Below are 16,150 nucleotides of genomic sequence, written 5' to 3' on the forward strand. Positions count from 1 at the left end.
TGAATAAAAAAGCCCCGAATGCGGCGTCGCATTCGGGGCGGGTCAACACATCAATCAACTAGCGGGCTCAACCGTGAACGGTATCTCGGTCCTTTGCAGTTTTGCACGCTCGATGGCTTGCTTCGTCAAGGTTCTTTCCAGATTCTTGATGGCGGTGAATTCGTCCATTTCGTCCGCACCCTGCATTTCAAGTTTCAGCTGGTCGAACTCACTGCGATAAGTATTTTCCAGGTAGGACTTCCAGAACGCCTGCTCAAGAATGCCTTCCGCGAGCAGGTCACCCTGCTCAAGCCCCAGCACATGCAGACGAGCAGCCTTGATCATCGCTGGCTCAACCTTGGCGATTGCCCTGAACAACATGCCACGCGATTGCCACGGCAGGTCCAGACTTTCCGCCAGATCAGTCATGTAGGCCAATTGAACTTCCACTTCGTCGATTGTCCCCGTGACGTCGCCGTTGGCATCGACAACCCTGAGTCTCTCCCCGCTCGCATAACGTTCGGCGATGCGACGACGCGCAATGGCGCCTATTTCATCCAGTCGAGTCTTGCCCCTGGCCAACTCCACCAGTTCAGCCTCGACAAGGGCCGGGTTCTCCAGCGCGTAAGCCTCCTTGACCAGTACCTTGACTCCCAGTGCATTGAATAGCTGGGTTGCACCATCGGAACATTCGGTGGCTACAACCGATTCGGAAAACGCCGTTTCGCGCAGTTCCGCATCGTTGTACATCGCCTCGAGCATTCGCCAGACCTTGGCGGTCAGTTCGCTGCGATAGGGCGTTCCCGGAGTATTAAAGTCAGCCGATTCTGTCAGCCGTCGTATGACATCAAAGAATTTCTCCGAGCCGATCTCGTCTTCAAGTTCGTCCCAGATGATCAACTTTTCCTTGAACAAGGATTCCGGCATGCCCTCTGCCCATTTAAGGCTGTCCTGCAACCCTCGAGGCGGATAGGGACGTTGCGGGTCCATGCCGACAGATTCCATATAGTGTTTCAACTTTTCCAGAACGCTCGGTGACATCCACTCAGGCTCACGACTGACGATGGTCCGGCCCAGCAGTTCCGCACGGAACGACCCCGGTGCAATGTCCGGGATTTCTGCCAATCGGTTGAGCTTGAGATTCAGGTAGATATGACGCGGACGGGGTTTGCCAAACAGTCCGACGGGCCATTGGTCAATGCCGGTTTCCTGAAGATTGAGAACGGCCAGTCTTGGCATCTGGCTGATGTCAGGCACACGTCCTAATGGATTGCCGGGCAAGACCAGAAGCTCTAATCGAGTCAAGCCTCTCAGACGCGCAACCGCTTGTTGGGTCAGCACGATTTGATTGTGATCCAGCCACAAATTGGTCAAATGACGCAGGTCACCGATGACCGGCGGTAACCGGTTTAACAGGTTACCGCCCAGGTCCAACGAGCGCAGCCCACGGAATTTCTCGAGAAACCGCCCTTGGCTACTGAGGATGTTGGTTTCACGCATGCTCAGGCTTGTGACATGATCAAAATTGGCGGTCAGTTCCGGGAAGGTCGCAAGGTGCCGGCCCATCGAGATATCGTCCAGATCAAGATGCTGCGCACCGATGATGCCCGGGGCCTCGATGCCTGACGGCCCCGTTCTTTGCCAGCATTGCCTGATCGCCCTGTAGAGCCTGTTTCGAGAATCCCACTCCACCACCCCCAACGGGCCGAAGCGGTTGTGCAATGTCGGAGAGTCCATCCAGCGTTGCAGCGTTGTGTTCAGTTGATTGAACTCTGCTTCCAGGGCACTGACACGCGCCTCGGCCGCTTCGGCCACCGGCCCCAGCACCTGTCCAATCTGTTCGTCGGAAAATCCTGGATAAAGAGAGCCGACCCGACGCCGCAGCAACGACTCATCGGCGATCCCGCGGTATCCGGGCATACCGCCACGAAGACGCATCGCTTCAGGATCGTAAGTCGGTTTTCGCACCGGGTGATCACTCAAAGCCGATTCGAATTGCTCGGCATCGAGCGGCGAGCGCTGCAGATCAAACTTAAGCCGCTCACCCTCGAAAATGTCATACCCCAGGGCCTTGCGCTCGTTGTCCGGCAACGCACGCAACAGCGAAGCATAAAAATCATCCGAACCGTGCAAATGCTGATTCGTCTCATCGCGGGCCTGATAACCGCCCTCATCTTCAAGAATCAGCACTTTGCGAATTGGAGCGCTCTCGGGACCGACACTGGCGTGAAGCTTGCCGGTGAAGGAAAACTCACGAATTTCGATGCGTACATCGCTTGACCAACCCGGCAGAGTGGCCAGCGACGCCAGCTCTAACCTTCGCGTATCGTTGTTCTCCAGTCCCTCGAGATAAAGTCCTTCATAGGCGCGGCTCACGCGCACACGGTGCTCAGCCTGGCGAGCCTGTTCGCGCAAGCGCAAGGGAAGGGTCTGCTTTTCCGCCAGGTGTTTCAGGTCGCCCGGGGTGGCATCCTGCAACAGACGTTCGGCGACAGCGCTCGGCAATTGCGGATAGGCATCGGTTAACCGGTGGACCTGCGCCGCGCTGGCGTCCTCGTGTTGTTTGTACAGGCCCTCAAACAGCTGCTTGCGTTTTTTCGTAGCCTCGCCTGCCAGGCTTTCCTTCAACGCCTGAACACGCAGCTCTTTTTTGCTGGATATTGCTTGCCCAAGCAGCTCGTGAACTTCCTGTTCGTTTAGGGTTTCCAGAGTGCGCCACGGCAACTGACCAGCCCGGAATTCGGCACGGGTCAGCTTGATTCGATCCGCAATCGTTGCGTCGATGTTGCCGATGATGGTTGACGCGCCCTTCAACTCAGGGCCATCGAAGACTTCCACGGCCCGGTGTTCCGGCCAGCGAGGCAAGTCGGTCATTAAGCGCGCGACATTCTCCATCAACGTCTCGGGCACCTGATCGGCCAGTATCTGCTGGCCTACCTCGCCGGCCTCGGCATACAGCCTGAAACGCTTGAGCGTATCGGTCAGCATGACCGGCGGCGGGTCGAGTTCGACATGCAACCGTCGCAACGCGTCCTCCGATACGCCAGCCACGGTCAGGATTTGCTCAAGCGTTTCATCCGGCCACTCCTCTGCTGAAGCGCCTAGCCGCCGCATCAAGCGCGCCTTGTCCCAGGCCAGCGGTTGGTCGATTTCGGTCCTCCAGGCGCCGGCTCCGTTATGCTCAACGACAGGCTGATAAGCCTCGGGCCGAGTCGGGTGCTGCAAGCGATGCTGCCCGGTCTCCACGTCCTGGGTAATTGCATAGTTTTTGCCATCCAGTGGCAGCAAATTCTGACCTTCATGTCGATGGATACCCAAACCGTTCGCCTGAGCGTCTTCGGGCAATACTGCGGGGTGTTCGTAAGCCGTCAGATCCGGATTCCAGAGCCGTTCCTCACCGTTGATTTGCACGGGTTTGAGTTGATCGATGAAGGACGATGTTTTGATCGGTACAACATTTTTCGACGGCAATACATGTCCTGCGCCCATCAACGCCAGCTGTGCAAAGTTGATCAATACGCCATTGAGGTACGCCGATGCTTCCTCCCTGTCGCCTTTGCTCCAGTCCTCGATGCCCTCAGCCAGGTCCGCAAGCATTTGCCCGACCATGACCCCCAGCATCGCTTCGCCCAGCCCGGGCACCAGCATTGCAGCGAAATTGAACACATTCCAGCCAATGTCCAGGTAACTGGTCAACCGCTTCCAACGGGTTGTTGCATCCTCATCGTCAGTCGGCACAGCAATGTGACGTGCGTCAGTAATGGCCTTGTCCCGGCGTTCACGGAACAGCGTATCCCACAGATCGCCGCTAATGACGTTGGTGATCGGCTCTGCATCAGGGTTCTCGATCGCTGTTTCACGCCACCATGGCCCCATATCCAGAGGGTCGCGTTGCTGCCAGGTAATGGTTTTAAGGCGCTCGTTGACTCGGGCAAAAAAACGTCCCTTGTCCTTCTGTGCCACAAACCGGCTGAAAAACTCCTGATAGTCCGCAACACGCAACTGGCTGATCAGCTCACTCATAAAATCGGCCAGAGAGCTGTATTCCCGCAACGGATGGTCCGGATCATCCGGTACATAAGCGATCAGCGGTCCGGTCAACCGGCTCTGTTGATAAATGTCTTCCTTACGAAGGACTTCATCCACCACGCCTTGCGGACCATTGGCAAAAAAGGCCTGGAGCATCTTGTATTTTTCATACTCCTGCCCCGGCAAAAAAGGTATGCGTTGAGACCAGTCAAGCCAGAACTTCAGGCTTTGCGGAGTTAGAGCCTCGATGGCCGTTTTCACTTTCGACGGTTTAGCCACTGCACTAAACAGTACGACCCCCGTCAACCTGAACCCCATCAGGGATAAACGGTGACTGTGCAGGGGATGATCATAAAGCTGGATAGCTGCTTTATCCTCGATCACCTCTCGTAGCCTGTCATAGGCATGAGCACTGATATCGCCTTTCAAGCGGGAAATAAAAGCAGACGACTTGAGTGCGGCTTTCTCACTGGCGATCGAGCGCGCCGTCAGGATACGCCTGGCATAAGGATCCTGCGGTTCCAAGCGCGCTTTGATATGAGTTTGATAGTGCCCGCCAATGTCCAGCCTGCGACACAGGGCTGCAAAGTTTTCCGGTGTAATGTCCTTGTCGCGTTGCAGTGCGCCTTGAGCGTCGTTGCGGTAAACGCCAGAACCGCTTCTGAAGGCACCGTCTCGTGTTTCCGGCTCTTCGAAGTTGTGCAGCGCCGCCGCCAGCAACGAGGAGCGGCGGATAACACTGGCGCCGTTATCAATGCCAACAGCAATCTTGCTCGGCACATACAGATGCAGTGAAAGGTTATTTGGATCCTCGGAGGTATTGAAGTTCGTCTTCAATGCCTGGCTGAGCAGGGGTTCGGCAAAGGCATTGATATCGTGTTGCAGATCACCGAGAACCTGATCCAGTTCTCCCTGCAAGCGCCAGCGTTCTTCAACCAGTTCTTTTAAATGTTGGCGATCACTCTCCCGCGCTTTCATGTACCAGTCCGGCACACTCGCCTTCAACTCCAGGAGGGGTTCAAGGCGTGCCGGCGGTGCGTTTCTTAGTGCCCGAGGAATAACCTGTGTCCCCCGATCGTAATGAACACCCTTATTATCCGGCTTTAAAACAGATAAATACTCTTGTGTATGGCTTCCTTGCAAATCAGACATTACTCAACAACCTGAAGTCAGTAGTGGAACCAACAGCTTATTCACAAGCATTCAAAATAAAAGACTAAATAGCCGTTAAATAAACATTGCCAGAGGCACAGACACTTCGAAAATCAAAGAACTATCAATATATAAATACAGCCCAAAACAAACCGGGTTGTGCCGCCGCACCAGCGGTAGTTTTTTTCGAAGCCAAAGGGGCTACTATGTAGGCGACATACTGTCTTGCAGATAACGCTCAGGTAGCCGGTGATGCGTCTATCCGAATTCATCGTGATTCACATCGACCGCATCGTCGATGAATGGGAGCAATTCGCCAGAACCCTAGCCCCCGATCCTGATTCCATGGACCGAACACTCCTGCGCGACCACGCCACGTCAATCCTGCTGGCCGCTTCCCGTGACATGAGCACCACCCAGACCGCCCGCGAACAAGCGGCCAAGGCCAGGGGTGAAGGCCCGGAAAAGACGCCAAGCCTGGACAAGGCCGCGGCCAGCCATGGCGAGCTTCGGCATAACGTGGGGTTTGATCTGGTGCAGATGACCTCTGAGTTCCGCCATTTGCGAGCCAGCGTGATTCGCCTGTGGGTCAACAGCCTGGAGTCACCGGACGTGGCGTACTTGCAGGACATGATCCGTTTCAACGAAGCCATCGACGAAGCCCTGGCCGAGTCCACCGCAGCGTACGCCGAGCAGGTCAATCGTTCACGTGACATCTTCCTGGCTATTCTGGGTCATGACCTGCGCACACCTTTGCAGGCGGTGAACATGTCCACCGAGATGCTGCTACGCAAGGCCAAACTGGACACCGACGCCCTGGCCTATGTGACAAGCATCAAGAGCAGCGCCCGGCACATGGCGGCGATGGTCAGCGATTTACTGGAACTGGTGCGCAGCCGCTTGGGCAGCAGCCTGCCGATCGAACCGGCACCGATGGACCTGGCCTCCGCCGCAAAAGCTGCGCTGGACGAAGCCGGCGCCGGACAGCCGGACTGCAATGCACAACTGATAGTCGAAGGCGACGCCCATGGCATCTGGGACCGCACGCGCCTCGGCCAACTGCTGCAGAACCTTGTCGGTAATGCCTTGCAGCACGGGGCCAATCGACACCCTGTGACGCTGAGAATCGTGGGAGAAAAAGATCAGGTGACACTGACCATGCACAACCATGGCGACCCGATTCCCGCCGACGCACTGCCGACGATTTTCGACCCACTGGTACGCAGTTCCAGCGAAGATCTCGCCGGCCCTTCCACCAGCCTCGGGCTGGGCCTGTTCATCGTCAAACAAGTGGTGGACGCACACCAGGGCACGATCGAGGTCAGCTCCAGTGAGGCCGAAGGCACGACGTTCAGCGTGGTGTTGCCGAGGGTGTCGCGGGTGGTTTCATAGCAATTTAAATCGCACTGAAGCGTCTCACTTCCAGCAGTTTCAGGCCGGAGATGGTTGCCTGCCAAATCCCTTGGCGGGCTCATTTCGGGAGGGGTTCCAGGGGGCAACCGGCCCAGACGGCGCTCTATTTGAGAGTCTCATTGTCTGAGCGATTAAGTCCGCCGCGCTTTGTGGCCACAGACAAACCACTGACAATACCCTCCTCACGGATAACTGAACCCCCGAACCAACGTCAACTCCCCCACTGCCCGCATCGGCACGACGAAAGTCTGCATCTTCTCGTCAGGCGTTCCCTCTTCCGTAATCACCGTCACCTGCGCCGTCGTCAGCGGCTGAACAGCATCCTCCTGGCCCTCCCCACCACTGCGAAAGCCGCCTCCAAAGTAATTCAGATACACCAGGTATTGCCCCTTGATCGGCGCCGGCATGGAAAAAATCTCCGGCCCGTATCCGGTGGTGACGTCGACATCCAGCGCTGCGCCATTGGGCGCCACGCGGTCGCCGTACCAGATGTGTGCGCCATCAGGGGTGATAAGGTGCAAATCCAGATCGGTGTTATCGCTGTCCCAGGACAACAGGACCCGCAGTTTGGCCGGGGTAGCACCGCCGCTGAGGTGGAGGAATTGAGTGCGGTGGCGTTGCTGACCGTCCGGGCTGCGGACTTCGACGCTATTGCTGCCATTGGGGAATGAAAACGGGCGGTCGAAATGTCCGGCGGGGTCGAGTTTCAGCGGCATGCTGACGCCGTTGACGATGAGTTTTCCGGGCTCGTTGCGCTTGGGAGTGGCTTTGATTTGACCGGCAATGCGAGCGGTGTTGGCCTGGCCCACCGGGGTGTTGACCGAGGAAGCCGGGTAGTTGACGGTCTGACGGAAGTTTTCGCCTTCACCTTCGGAGGCACCGATGCGCCAGCCGCCGACAGGGGTGTCGAGTTTGACGGTGTCGGCTGCCATCGCCATAGGCAACGCAGTCAAGGAGCAGAGGAACAGGATGACCTGTGGATAACAATGTTTCATGGCCTATTCCAGTAAAAGGTGGCGGGCGAGCCCTTCAATGTAGGTTTCGTCCTGGCCGTTGGGGTGTGCATCGAAGGCCAGGTGCAGGTATTCGTGAGTCAGGTCGAGGCGATCCTGTAGCGACAGTACGCCGCGCACGTAAATGCGCTGGCGTTCGCGGTCGACATAGGGGCGACCGAAGGCGAGACGGCAGACAGCGAAGGTGCTGACTTCGTTGTAGCCGATTTCGCTTTCAAGGCGTTGGCGCCAGCCGCGGCGCTGGCTCAGTAGCCAGTCTTGCGCGGCGGGCAGGGCCTCGCAGGAGGCGACGGGATTGTCCCAACGGCTGAGGCTGGCGCGCGGGTAGGCGTGCAGCAGGATCGCGTCGTAGCGCTGGCCGACGCTGGCTTGTTCAACGGCTTGCTGCCAGGAGAGTTTGTCGGCACCCGACTGGTCTGAGTGGTAGGTGACGGTGCTGCCGGCGAGGACCAGGTCGCTGGTCCAGGCGGCTATGTTGCGCGAGTCTGCCGTGGCCGGGCGTGGGGCGACGCGCTGACGGCTGCTGCTGTCGTCGATGCTCAGGCAGTCACCGTTGCGCGTAGCGTTTTGCAGCAGGTAGGTGCGGATCGCGACGGCCAGGGCTTTGGCGGCTTCGGCGGGTTCGGGCCTGGCTTCGCGCTGGAGAACGCGGGCGACGTATTCTTCGCGGTCCAGGCGGGCGACCAGCTTTTGTGAAGGGCCGTCCTTCAATAGAAATAGCTCGCCATCGCTGTGGATGTCGAGTTGATTACCGTTGGCGAACTCGACGCGGTAGTCGCCCTGCAGGAGGCCGGGGGGCGCCACGCGATCACCTGAGAGCACGCGTTGCAGTGGATAGCGGGAGAACAGGCCGACTTCGACGCATCGCCCCGCTTGCGCAGGCCAAGTGGACGGCAACACCCTGGACAGGGCCTCTGCGTAGTTGCGCAGGACCTTCTGGCTGGTGCCCCGCCCACCGGCCCAGATCGGCGTTCCGTCCGCCAGCCATCCAGCGAACCCGCCCTGACGCGACGAAGGATCCTGATCCCCCAGCCAACTCCAGGTTTTCACTCGCAGGCGGCCACCGAGCTCACCCACGGCATTGCCGTCAGCGGCGTTCAATACCACATCCAGCAACACTCGACGGGCCTGATCCTGCGCCGGCATCAGCGCCAGGGCCTTTAACAACTCAGCCACCGAAACCCGGGTTTGCGGCTGCAACGACGGCAAATCCAGCAACCACTCCGGCGCCTGACGCGCCTGCCAATAGTCCCGCCAACCTGCGGCAGTAATGCCCATCCGCTGCGGCTCGAAATACAGTCCGCACGATTTCACCAACGCCTGATCCCGCCCGATACTCCCGCCAGCGCTGCAGCAATACACTTCCTCTTTTGACCGCCCGCGACACTCATAGGCCGACTCACGAGCGCCGGTATCGACCAGCCACCCGTAAACGAACAGCTTCCACACACTCCCCAACGGCGTCTGCAACGTCTGCGGCAACGGCTCGCGCGCCATCACCTGAGTCCGGCTCAACTGCAGCAACTCACCCTTCAAGGCCAGGCGCAGCGGTTCGTCCTGCGCCGTGGCCAGCGCAGGGAGCAGACACAGCAGCCACCAGAGCAGAGGCCGGGCCATGTCAGTTGACCGTGATCTGGCCGAGGGCCGGCTTCTGTTCCAGGGCCTGGTGCTGTGGCGCATAGACCTGGGTGAAGCGTACCGGCGGCAGGTTGAACTGACCTTTTTGCGAGAAGCGCACCAGATGACGCAGGCGCAATTCACCGCTCAGGGCATCGACCGGAATCGCGTAGGCCATCTGCCCCGGCTCGAAACGCGCCTTCTCCAGTGCCGTCGGTTCGGTGCCAGCCTTGCCCATCAGTTTGATGCCCCAGGTGGTGCGCTCGACATCCGCGCCCGGTGGCAGCGGCACTTCGATCATGCCGTAGCGCAGCGGCTTCGGCGTTTTGCTGGTGATGATCACTTCGTCGAGGTACAGGCTGTCGCTGGACAACGGCTTGGTGCCGACCGCTTCGAGTTTGAATTCGAACGCTTCGTCCCCCGGCACCAGTCGCGACAGGCGACGGGTGATGGTCACGGCCATCGGGTCGATTGCCGGTTGCCTGGTCTGATAGCTCAGCGCCGCACGCAACGGACGTTCTTGTGTTCCGGTCAGCGACAACACGGCCGGCACGGGCGAGGCGCCCTGCCACGTCCAGTACATTTCGCCGGTATCACCGTAGCGTTTCTTCCAGCCATCACCCGGTGCCAGGGCGATGGTCGGCGAAGCCTGCTCGATGCTGCGTTGCAACCAGGTCAGCGCCAAGGCGCGTTCCAGGGTCGATTGCTGTGGCAACAGACGTTGCAACAACGCTGCCGCGTGAGCCTGATCGAAGGTTTGCAGCGACAGGTTCAATGCTTCGGCGAATGGCTGCGAACTCACGGCCAATCGTTGTTGCGCATCCGGCAACTGGCGATTGAACGCATCCGGCAGAGCCACTTTGGACTGCTTGGCCAAAGAAGCCGTCAACGCACGCGCCGCCGCCAACCCCAGCGCCGAATCCGGATCGCTCATCACGATGCTGTCTTCGCCATCGTCCATCAGATTTACGGCATTGCCGTCGCCGGCCTTCACCAGGTCATCCATCAAACCACTGAGCAAGGTGTTCACCGGCAACTGCATCTGTTTGGCGAACGACAGGATCAGCGCGCGCTGCAACAGTGGCGTGTTTTTGGCCTGTTTGGAATAGACCTCAAGCACCTGCTGCCAATGCTCCGGCGGCAAGCTCAGTTCCAGTGCTTTGCTGGCGTACCAGTCGGCGTAATAGGCGTAAGCGGTGAGGAATGCATCTGGCTCACCGTCCTGGCCCCACCAGGTGAAGCTCGCGGACGGACCCGCCATTTGCACCAGGCGCAGACGGCTGTTTTGCATGATCAGGCGCAAGCGATCACGAACCTGCGGGTTCGACGACAGCGATGGATAGGCAATGCTCAGCGGCAGCAAACGACTGGCCGTCTGCTCAACGCCGCCGTACGGATAGCTGAGCAAATCATCGAGGGCCGAACGGAACAACGCTTGCGCACTGTCATCCAGGCGTAGGCGAATATCGCTGGCGTCTGCCGGCAAGGTCAGCGTTGTATCACCGCTGAGCGCGTCCACCACTTGGCTCTGGGTTACCTGCCAACCTTCACCGGTCGCGGTCAGGCGCACGGCTAACGCGTCGGCGGTTTTGCCGTCCTGCACCAGCTCTGCCGTCCACTCGCCACTGGTCAATGCGAAGGCGGGTAGCGCAATGTAGTTGATGCCGTTGTTCAGGCTCACCGGCACACGCTGATCGGTGCCGCCGTAATGAATCACCAGCTCAGCCTTGACCGGTTTCCCGGCCTGACTGAAAGCGAATACACCGAGATCCGGTTTGTCGCCGGTACGGAATTTGGTCGGGCCGCTCCACTTCAGGTACAGCGGTTTTTCCGAACGCACGAATTGCTTTTTCTGCCCAACCTGACCGTCATCGGCGATGGCCCGGGCGGTGATGCGCCAGCGGGTCAGCGAGTCCGGCATTTTGAAGGTGAAGCGGGTTTTGCCGTTGGCGTCGGTCACCAGTTCTGGCTGCCATGCGGCGGTGTCGACATCTTCACGACGCGGCCGCTCCAGCACTTTCACGCCCCGTTCGCTGCGGTTGGCCTTACCCGGCGCACCCGGGCTGCCCGGCAGTGCCACGTCGTAGCTGATGAACGACAGGCTGGCGCTGGTGCGCACGTTGTTGCGGCGCGGGTGGTAGAAGAACTGGTCAATGGTCGGCGCGACTTCCGGTTGCAGCGCGTAGATCATTTCGTCGACGACACTGACCGTCAGGTGTGCCGCAATTGGCTTGCCGGCGAACTGAGTGGTCAGGTCAACCGACACGGTATCGCCCGGCTGATACGCCTCTTTGTCGGTGGCAATCGCCACGTCGATTTGCGGCGTAACTACCTTGATGCCAGCGTTCTGGAAGCTGTACTGACCGCCCTTGGTGTAGAGCACGGAGAAGGTCAGGTTCGGCGCGAAGTTATCCTTCACCGGAATCCGCGCGCGGTATTGGGTTTCGCTGAGTTTTTCCATCTTCAGCCAGTCGCCGCCCTTGGACAGCAGCGCCGTGGCCTCGACCTTGTCCCGCTCCAGGGACAGCAGTGCATCGCTGACCGGTTCAGGGAAAGTGATCAACGCCAGCGCTTCGTCGCCAGCCTTGTACTCGGGTTTGTCGAGGACGATTTCCACAGTGCCCGGCACGGCTTTGACACCATCGCCGGTAACCGAATGACCGGTGGCGCCAACCACGCGGCCATGGTCATCCTTCAACGTCAGGTTGTAAGTACCCGGACGGTCGAAGTCCAGGCTGAAGCCTTTGTCTTTCGGTGTGAGTTTGCCGTCGCCAGTGGTCTGGTCTTCCAGGCGTACCCAGCTGTAGCTGCTCGCAGTGACGGCTTTGCTTTGCTCACTGCCACCTTCGTTAGCGTAGCTAAACGTAACCTTGTCGCCGACCGCGCTGAAGCGATGCGGTGCGCTGAAACGGAAGCTGGCGGCACCACGGTCGATGAGGATTTCCTTGGTGGTCTTGACCCGATACGCCGCGCCATCGCTGGCGAACACCGTGAGCATGTAGCGACTCGGTTTCTCGGCGGCCGGCAGCTCGAGTGTGGCGTTGCCTTTGGCATCGGTGGTCAGTTCGGTGCTGGTCAGCTCAATCGGGAATTGCCCGAGGTACTGCAGCTCGTTGTCGACCATCGACAGTTGCTGGGCGCGCAGACTCAGGCTCAACTTGGCGTTGGCCACCGGTTTACCATCCGGGTACAGCAGCACCAGGCTGCCCTTCACCGGTTCGCCAGTGCGGTAATCCTGTTTGGCCAGGTTCAGTGAAATCTCGAAGTGCGGCTTGATGTATTCGGCGACGCGGAAGGCACTGCTGTAGGCCTGATCCTTGTAACTGAAACGCAGCTCATAACCGCCCGCCACCGCGTTGTCCGGCAATTGGAAACGACCTTGAGTGCCGGACTTGGAATCGAGCTTCAGCGCCAGCGATTGCAGCGCCGCGCCGGTGGCATCGAGCACTGTCACGTTGACGTCAGCCGCGGTCGGCGTCACGGAATCCCGGGCGTTCTTGAACTCGCGACCGACGATTTTCAGCGACACCCAATCCCCCGGCCGGTACAACGGTCGGTCGGTGAACGCGTAGAGTTTGGTGTCGTAGATTTCGCTGTCGTAATAGAAGTTCTCGGAGACGAAAACACCGCCCTCCTCGTCCTCGCCGATCACGAACGAACGCTCCGGGCTGACGTGTTTCAGGCGCAGCAATCCATCGGCATCCGTGGCGCCACTGCTCATGACACCCAGGCCATCGGTCCACAGCACATTGACCTTGGGCACCGAACTGCCTTCATGTTTGCGTGCAGCCCAGACCAGCAGTTCATCGCCAGCAATCTTGCTCACGGCCACGGTGTTGGAGACGAACACCATGGTGGTCGCACGGTACTTGCCGATCAGCGCCTCCACCAGATACAGCCCCGGCTTCAGATGACCCAACGGGATGTAGACGTTACCCGGCGCGACACTGATGAACTCGCTGGAAGAACCCGCCAGGTTCACACCCGCAGGCGGCTGGATCGGCTTGGCCTCCCACAGCGGATAACGAAACTGGCTGACCACCGGCAAACCCGGAATCAAGGCAAATTGCGGCTGCGCGTCGTAAGGCGTGCGCGCGACGATGGCGCTGCCCATCTTCAGTTCCGGCACTTGCTCGGTGACCTGTTTGCGAGACTCGTAAGAAAACGCTCGCTGCATCACCCGACGGGATTTGCGGTACCAGCTGTCCCACAGGTAGGCGAGGGTGTTCGACAGGCCTTCGCCCTTGAACTGGCCGTCGCTGACCACGCGGTGCAGGTTTTTCTGACGCTTGAGGAAATCCAGCGGCTTGTCGATCCGATAGACCCGAATGTCCGCGCCGCCGTAGGGCTCCATGCGGTACCGGCGATAGTCGCGGCCCGGTGCTTCGAGGCGAACCATCGCCTGCTCGTCACTGGCAAAACTGCTGTCGGCCAACAGGAAAAAACTTTCACCGGCCACCGCCGTGTAGCCGCTGGGCTCGACGGAATCATCGGCATTGACCGTGGCCAAAGGGGCCAGCAAGGCCAACAACAGGGGCAGTCTTGAACAAATGCGCAACATGCGGGCACCGATCATTGGGAGAGAAAGTTCAGTCGATAGACGCCGATGAAGTTGGGGTTGGCTGCGTCGGGAATCCATCGGGTGTCCTTCCATGTCATGAGTTGCTGCAGGCTTGCGGAGCGCATGCCGTTGTCGGTTGGGGTGGTGGTGCCGGTGTGATAGGCGATGTAGCGGCCCATCCAGATCATCAGGTGCTGGTCGTCGCCCTGATCGAAAAACATCAGATCACCAGGCCGGGCCTGGGCCAGGTCGCGGCCCACCAGATGGCTGTTGAACTGGATCAGCTTGATGGCGTTGACGTAAGGCCCGACCTTGCCGCCGCCCTGCTGCCATTGCTGGGCGAGGCCGCGCTGGGCGTCGCTCAATTGCAGTTCCGGCGGCAGGTAGCGATTGGACAGGCCATTGCTACGCAGCCATTTGTCATCGTGGACTTTCAGCGCTTCGTTGGCGGCGAAACGTACCAGCCCGGCACAGTCCTGCTGAAACCAGCGCGGGCTCGGGCCCTGGGTCAGTTGTTCCTGGGCAATGCGCACGAACCAGGCGCGAAAGACCTGGGATTGCTGCGGGTCTAGCGGCGCGGCTTCGCTGGCAAACGCCCGCGTGCCGAGCAGCAACGCCAGCAGGCCAAGGCCTCGGATGAGTGCCGTCACAGGGCCTTCCATTCCAGCGGCAGCCATTGCCAGTGGCCATCGGGCTCGCTGCCTTTGGGCAACGTCAGGGCGTATTTGCCATAGCCGCCGAGCGTACGCAGTTTCGGAATCAGGTAGGTTTGCGCGGCGTTGTAGAAAACCGGCTCCATGTCTTGCGGCAGGCTATCCAGGGTTTCCCGCTGCATCAGCTGTGCCATGGAATCCGGGCCGAAGTAGAGCGGCGTCAGCTGATCTTTCGGCAACACGTCGGCCAGTGGCGGGAAACGTTTGTCGAGGGTGCCCAGGGCCTTGTCCACCAGTGTGTCGTCGAGGGAGAACAACAGCGTCGAGCCGTGCCGCGCCAGACTCACCCGCAGGAACGCCTTGCCACTGATTGCGCCAGGCTGCTCGGCAGCCTTGGCCGGGTATTGGCCAAAGTTGGAGCTGACCTGGCGCTGCCACCGATGGGTTTCGCCTTCCTGTTTCTCGACCACCGCAAAAGCGTGCTCGGCGACGTTGCGTTCATAGGCGCCCACCATCGAACCAAACAGCTTGCCCAGATCACCGTCGAGCTTGGCACTGCCCTTGTCATTCAGGCTGGCGACCAGCAACGGCGTGTACAACCGTGAGTCGGCGTACCAGCAGAGGCCGGCGGCACCGGCCACATAGTCGGTCAGGGCCTGGGCCACCGCTTCCTCGGCGCCGAGTTTCACCAGCAGCGGTTTTTGTTGTTCGGCGGCCAGCGGCAGAGCCACGCAGGCGCTGGCGCCCATGGGCATGGCTTGCCAGATCGGTTTGAAATCGAAGTCCGGCTGGTTTTCCAGCTCATCCATGGCCAGGAAACTGTGCCAGCCCTTGTCGTCCAAGTCGAAACGCAACCCGGCGAAGTTCGGGATGAAGCGCTGGTACCCCATGGCTAATACGCTGGAGTTGACCGAGAGGCGTTGTTTGACCTCCGGGGCTTTAGGTTGCAGCCCAAAGGCTTCGGGGAAGAGTTTTTCACCCCCCAGCAGTGCTTCCAGCGCCTGGGTCGAGACCATGCCGTGCTCGTCGGTCGGACCGTGGCCCATGTCATACAGCTTGCGCGGGTTGGACAGCACCACCAGTTTGTCGCCGTGAGAAGCAAACACCAGGGCTTTGCCGGCGTTGTAGGTGAGTTGATAAACCGGCACCACATCGCCGGCGACTTTCATCTCGCCGAGCTGGCTCAACTGCGAATCATCCAGCGCCACTTTAGCCAACGGCTCCAGCACCTTGGCCAGGCCACCGCGATCCATCACCAACAGAAAGTCCTTCAGGCGACCATCCGCCCCACGCCACAGCGCCACGTCCGCCGCCTGATCGAATAGCTGCTCGATCAGGCTGTCCTGCAACTTGAGGTCATGCTCGTAAATGATCCGGCGCAGGCTGCCGATCAATCCGAGGCGGTCCGCATGGGCTTCGTAATAGAAGACGAAATCTTCGGTCAGGGTTTCCTTGAGAAATGGCACCGTCAGCAAGTCCTTGGGCAACTGGCTCAAGGAACGGGTTTCCAGCAAACCGTCCGGCCGGCTCATGCCCAGTTTGTCACTGGCCAACTGCGCAGGCGGCGCCTTGGGCTTGTGCATGAACCACCCCAACCCGCCCGCCACGCCGACCACCAGGCACAGCCCGATCAGCAGCGCCGGCCAACGACGAGAGGTGTTGGCCGCAGGTGCGCCGGCGGCCGGGGAATCGGCTGGTGAAATCGTGTTATCGCTCATGTTCACGCTCATGTT

At 59.7% G+C, this 16,150-nt stretch carries 7 protein-coding genes; 1 reads left to right on the forward strand and 6 read right to left on the reverse strand.

What is annotated here, in order from left to right:
* Nucleotides 1-54 precede the first annotated feature (54 nt).
* Nucleotides 55-5,160, reverse strand: a complete 5,106-nt coding sequence (locus FPT12_RS15510; RefSeq protein ID WP_145017260.1) for a dermonecrotic toxin domain-containing protein — start codon at nucleotides 5,158-5,160, stop codon at nucleotides 55-57.
* 252 nt (nucleotides 5,161-5,412) lie between these two features.
* On the opposite strand from FPT12_RS15510, the gene FPT12_RS15515 reads away from it, so the two are divergent.
* Entirely contained in the window at nucleotides 5,413-6,552 is a 1,140-nt protein-coding gene (locus tag FPT12_RS15515; protein WP_145017262.1) for a sensor histidine kinase KdpD, read from the forward strand.
* 203 nt (nucleotides 6,553-6,755) lie between these two features.
* On the opposite strand, the gene FPT12_RS15520 is transcribed toward FPT12_RS15515, so the two are convergent.
* From FPT12_RS15520 to FPT12_RS15540, 5 genes are read right to left on the reverse strand one after another with little or no spacing between them, the layout of a single operon-like run.
* Nucleotides 6,756-7,568, reverse strand: a complete 813-nt coding sequence (locus FPT12_RS15520; protein ID WP_145017264.1) for a YfaP family protein — start codon at nucleotides 7,566-7,568, stop codon at nucleotides 6,756-6,758.
* 3 nt (nucleotides 7,569-7,571) lie between these two features.
* A complete protein-coding gene (locus tag FPT12_RS15525) occupies nucleotides 7,572-9,203 on the reverse strand; it encodes a DUF2300 domain-containing protein (RefSeq protein WP_145017266.1) in 1,632 nt (543 codons plus the stop codon).
* A gap of 1 nt (nucleotide 9,204) precedes the next feature.
* On the reverse strand, nucleotides 9,205-13,779 hold the full coding sequence (locus FPT12_RS15530; RefSeq protein WP_145017268.1) for an alpha-2-macroglobulin: 4,575 nt from the start codon (nucleotides 13,777-13,779) through the stop codon (nucleotides 9,205-9,207).
* Nucleotides 13,776-14,426: a DUF1175 domain-containing protein gene (locus tag FPT12_RS15535; RefSeq protein ID WP_145017351.1), complete on the reverse strand. Its 651-nt coding sequence runs from the start codon at nucleotides 14,424-14,426 to the stop codon at nucleotides 13,776-13,778. Before FPT12_RS15535 ends, FPT12_RS15530 begins: the two co-directional genes overlap by 4 nt.
* Nucleotides 14,411-16,135 carry a DUF2138 domain-containing protein gene (locus tag FPT12_RS15540; protein ID WP_145017270.1) on the reverse strand — a complete coding sequence of 575 codons (1,725 nt, stop codon included), beginning with the start codon at nucleotides 16,133-16,135 and terminating at the stop codon, nucleotides 14,411-14,413. Before FPT12_RS15540 ends, FPT12_RS15535 begins: the two co-directional genes overlap by 16 nt.
* Nucleotides 16,136-16,150: the final 15 nt, after the last annotated feature.

Origin of the sequence: Pseudomonas sp. H3(2019) (assembly GCF_007713465.1) — a bacterium.
GTDB lineage: Bacteria > Pseudomonadota > Gammaproteobacteria > Pseudomonadales > Pseudomonadaceae > Aquipseudomonas.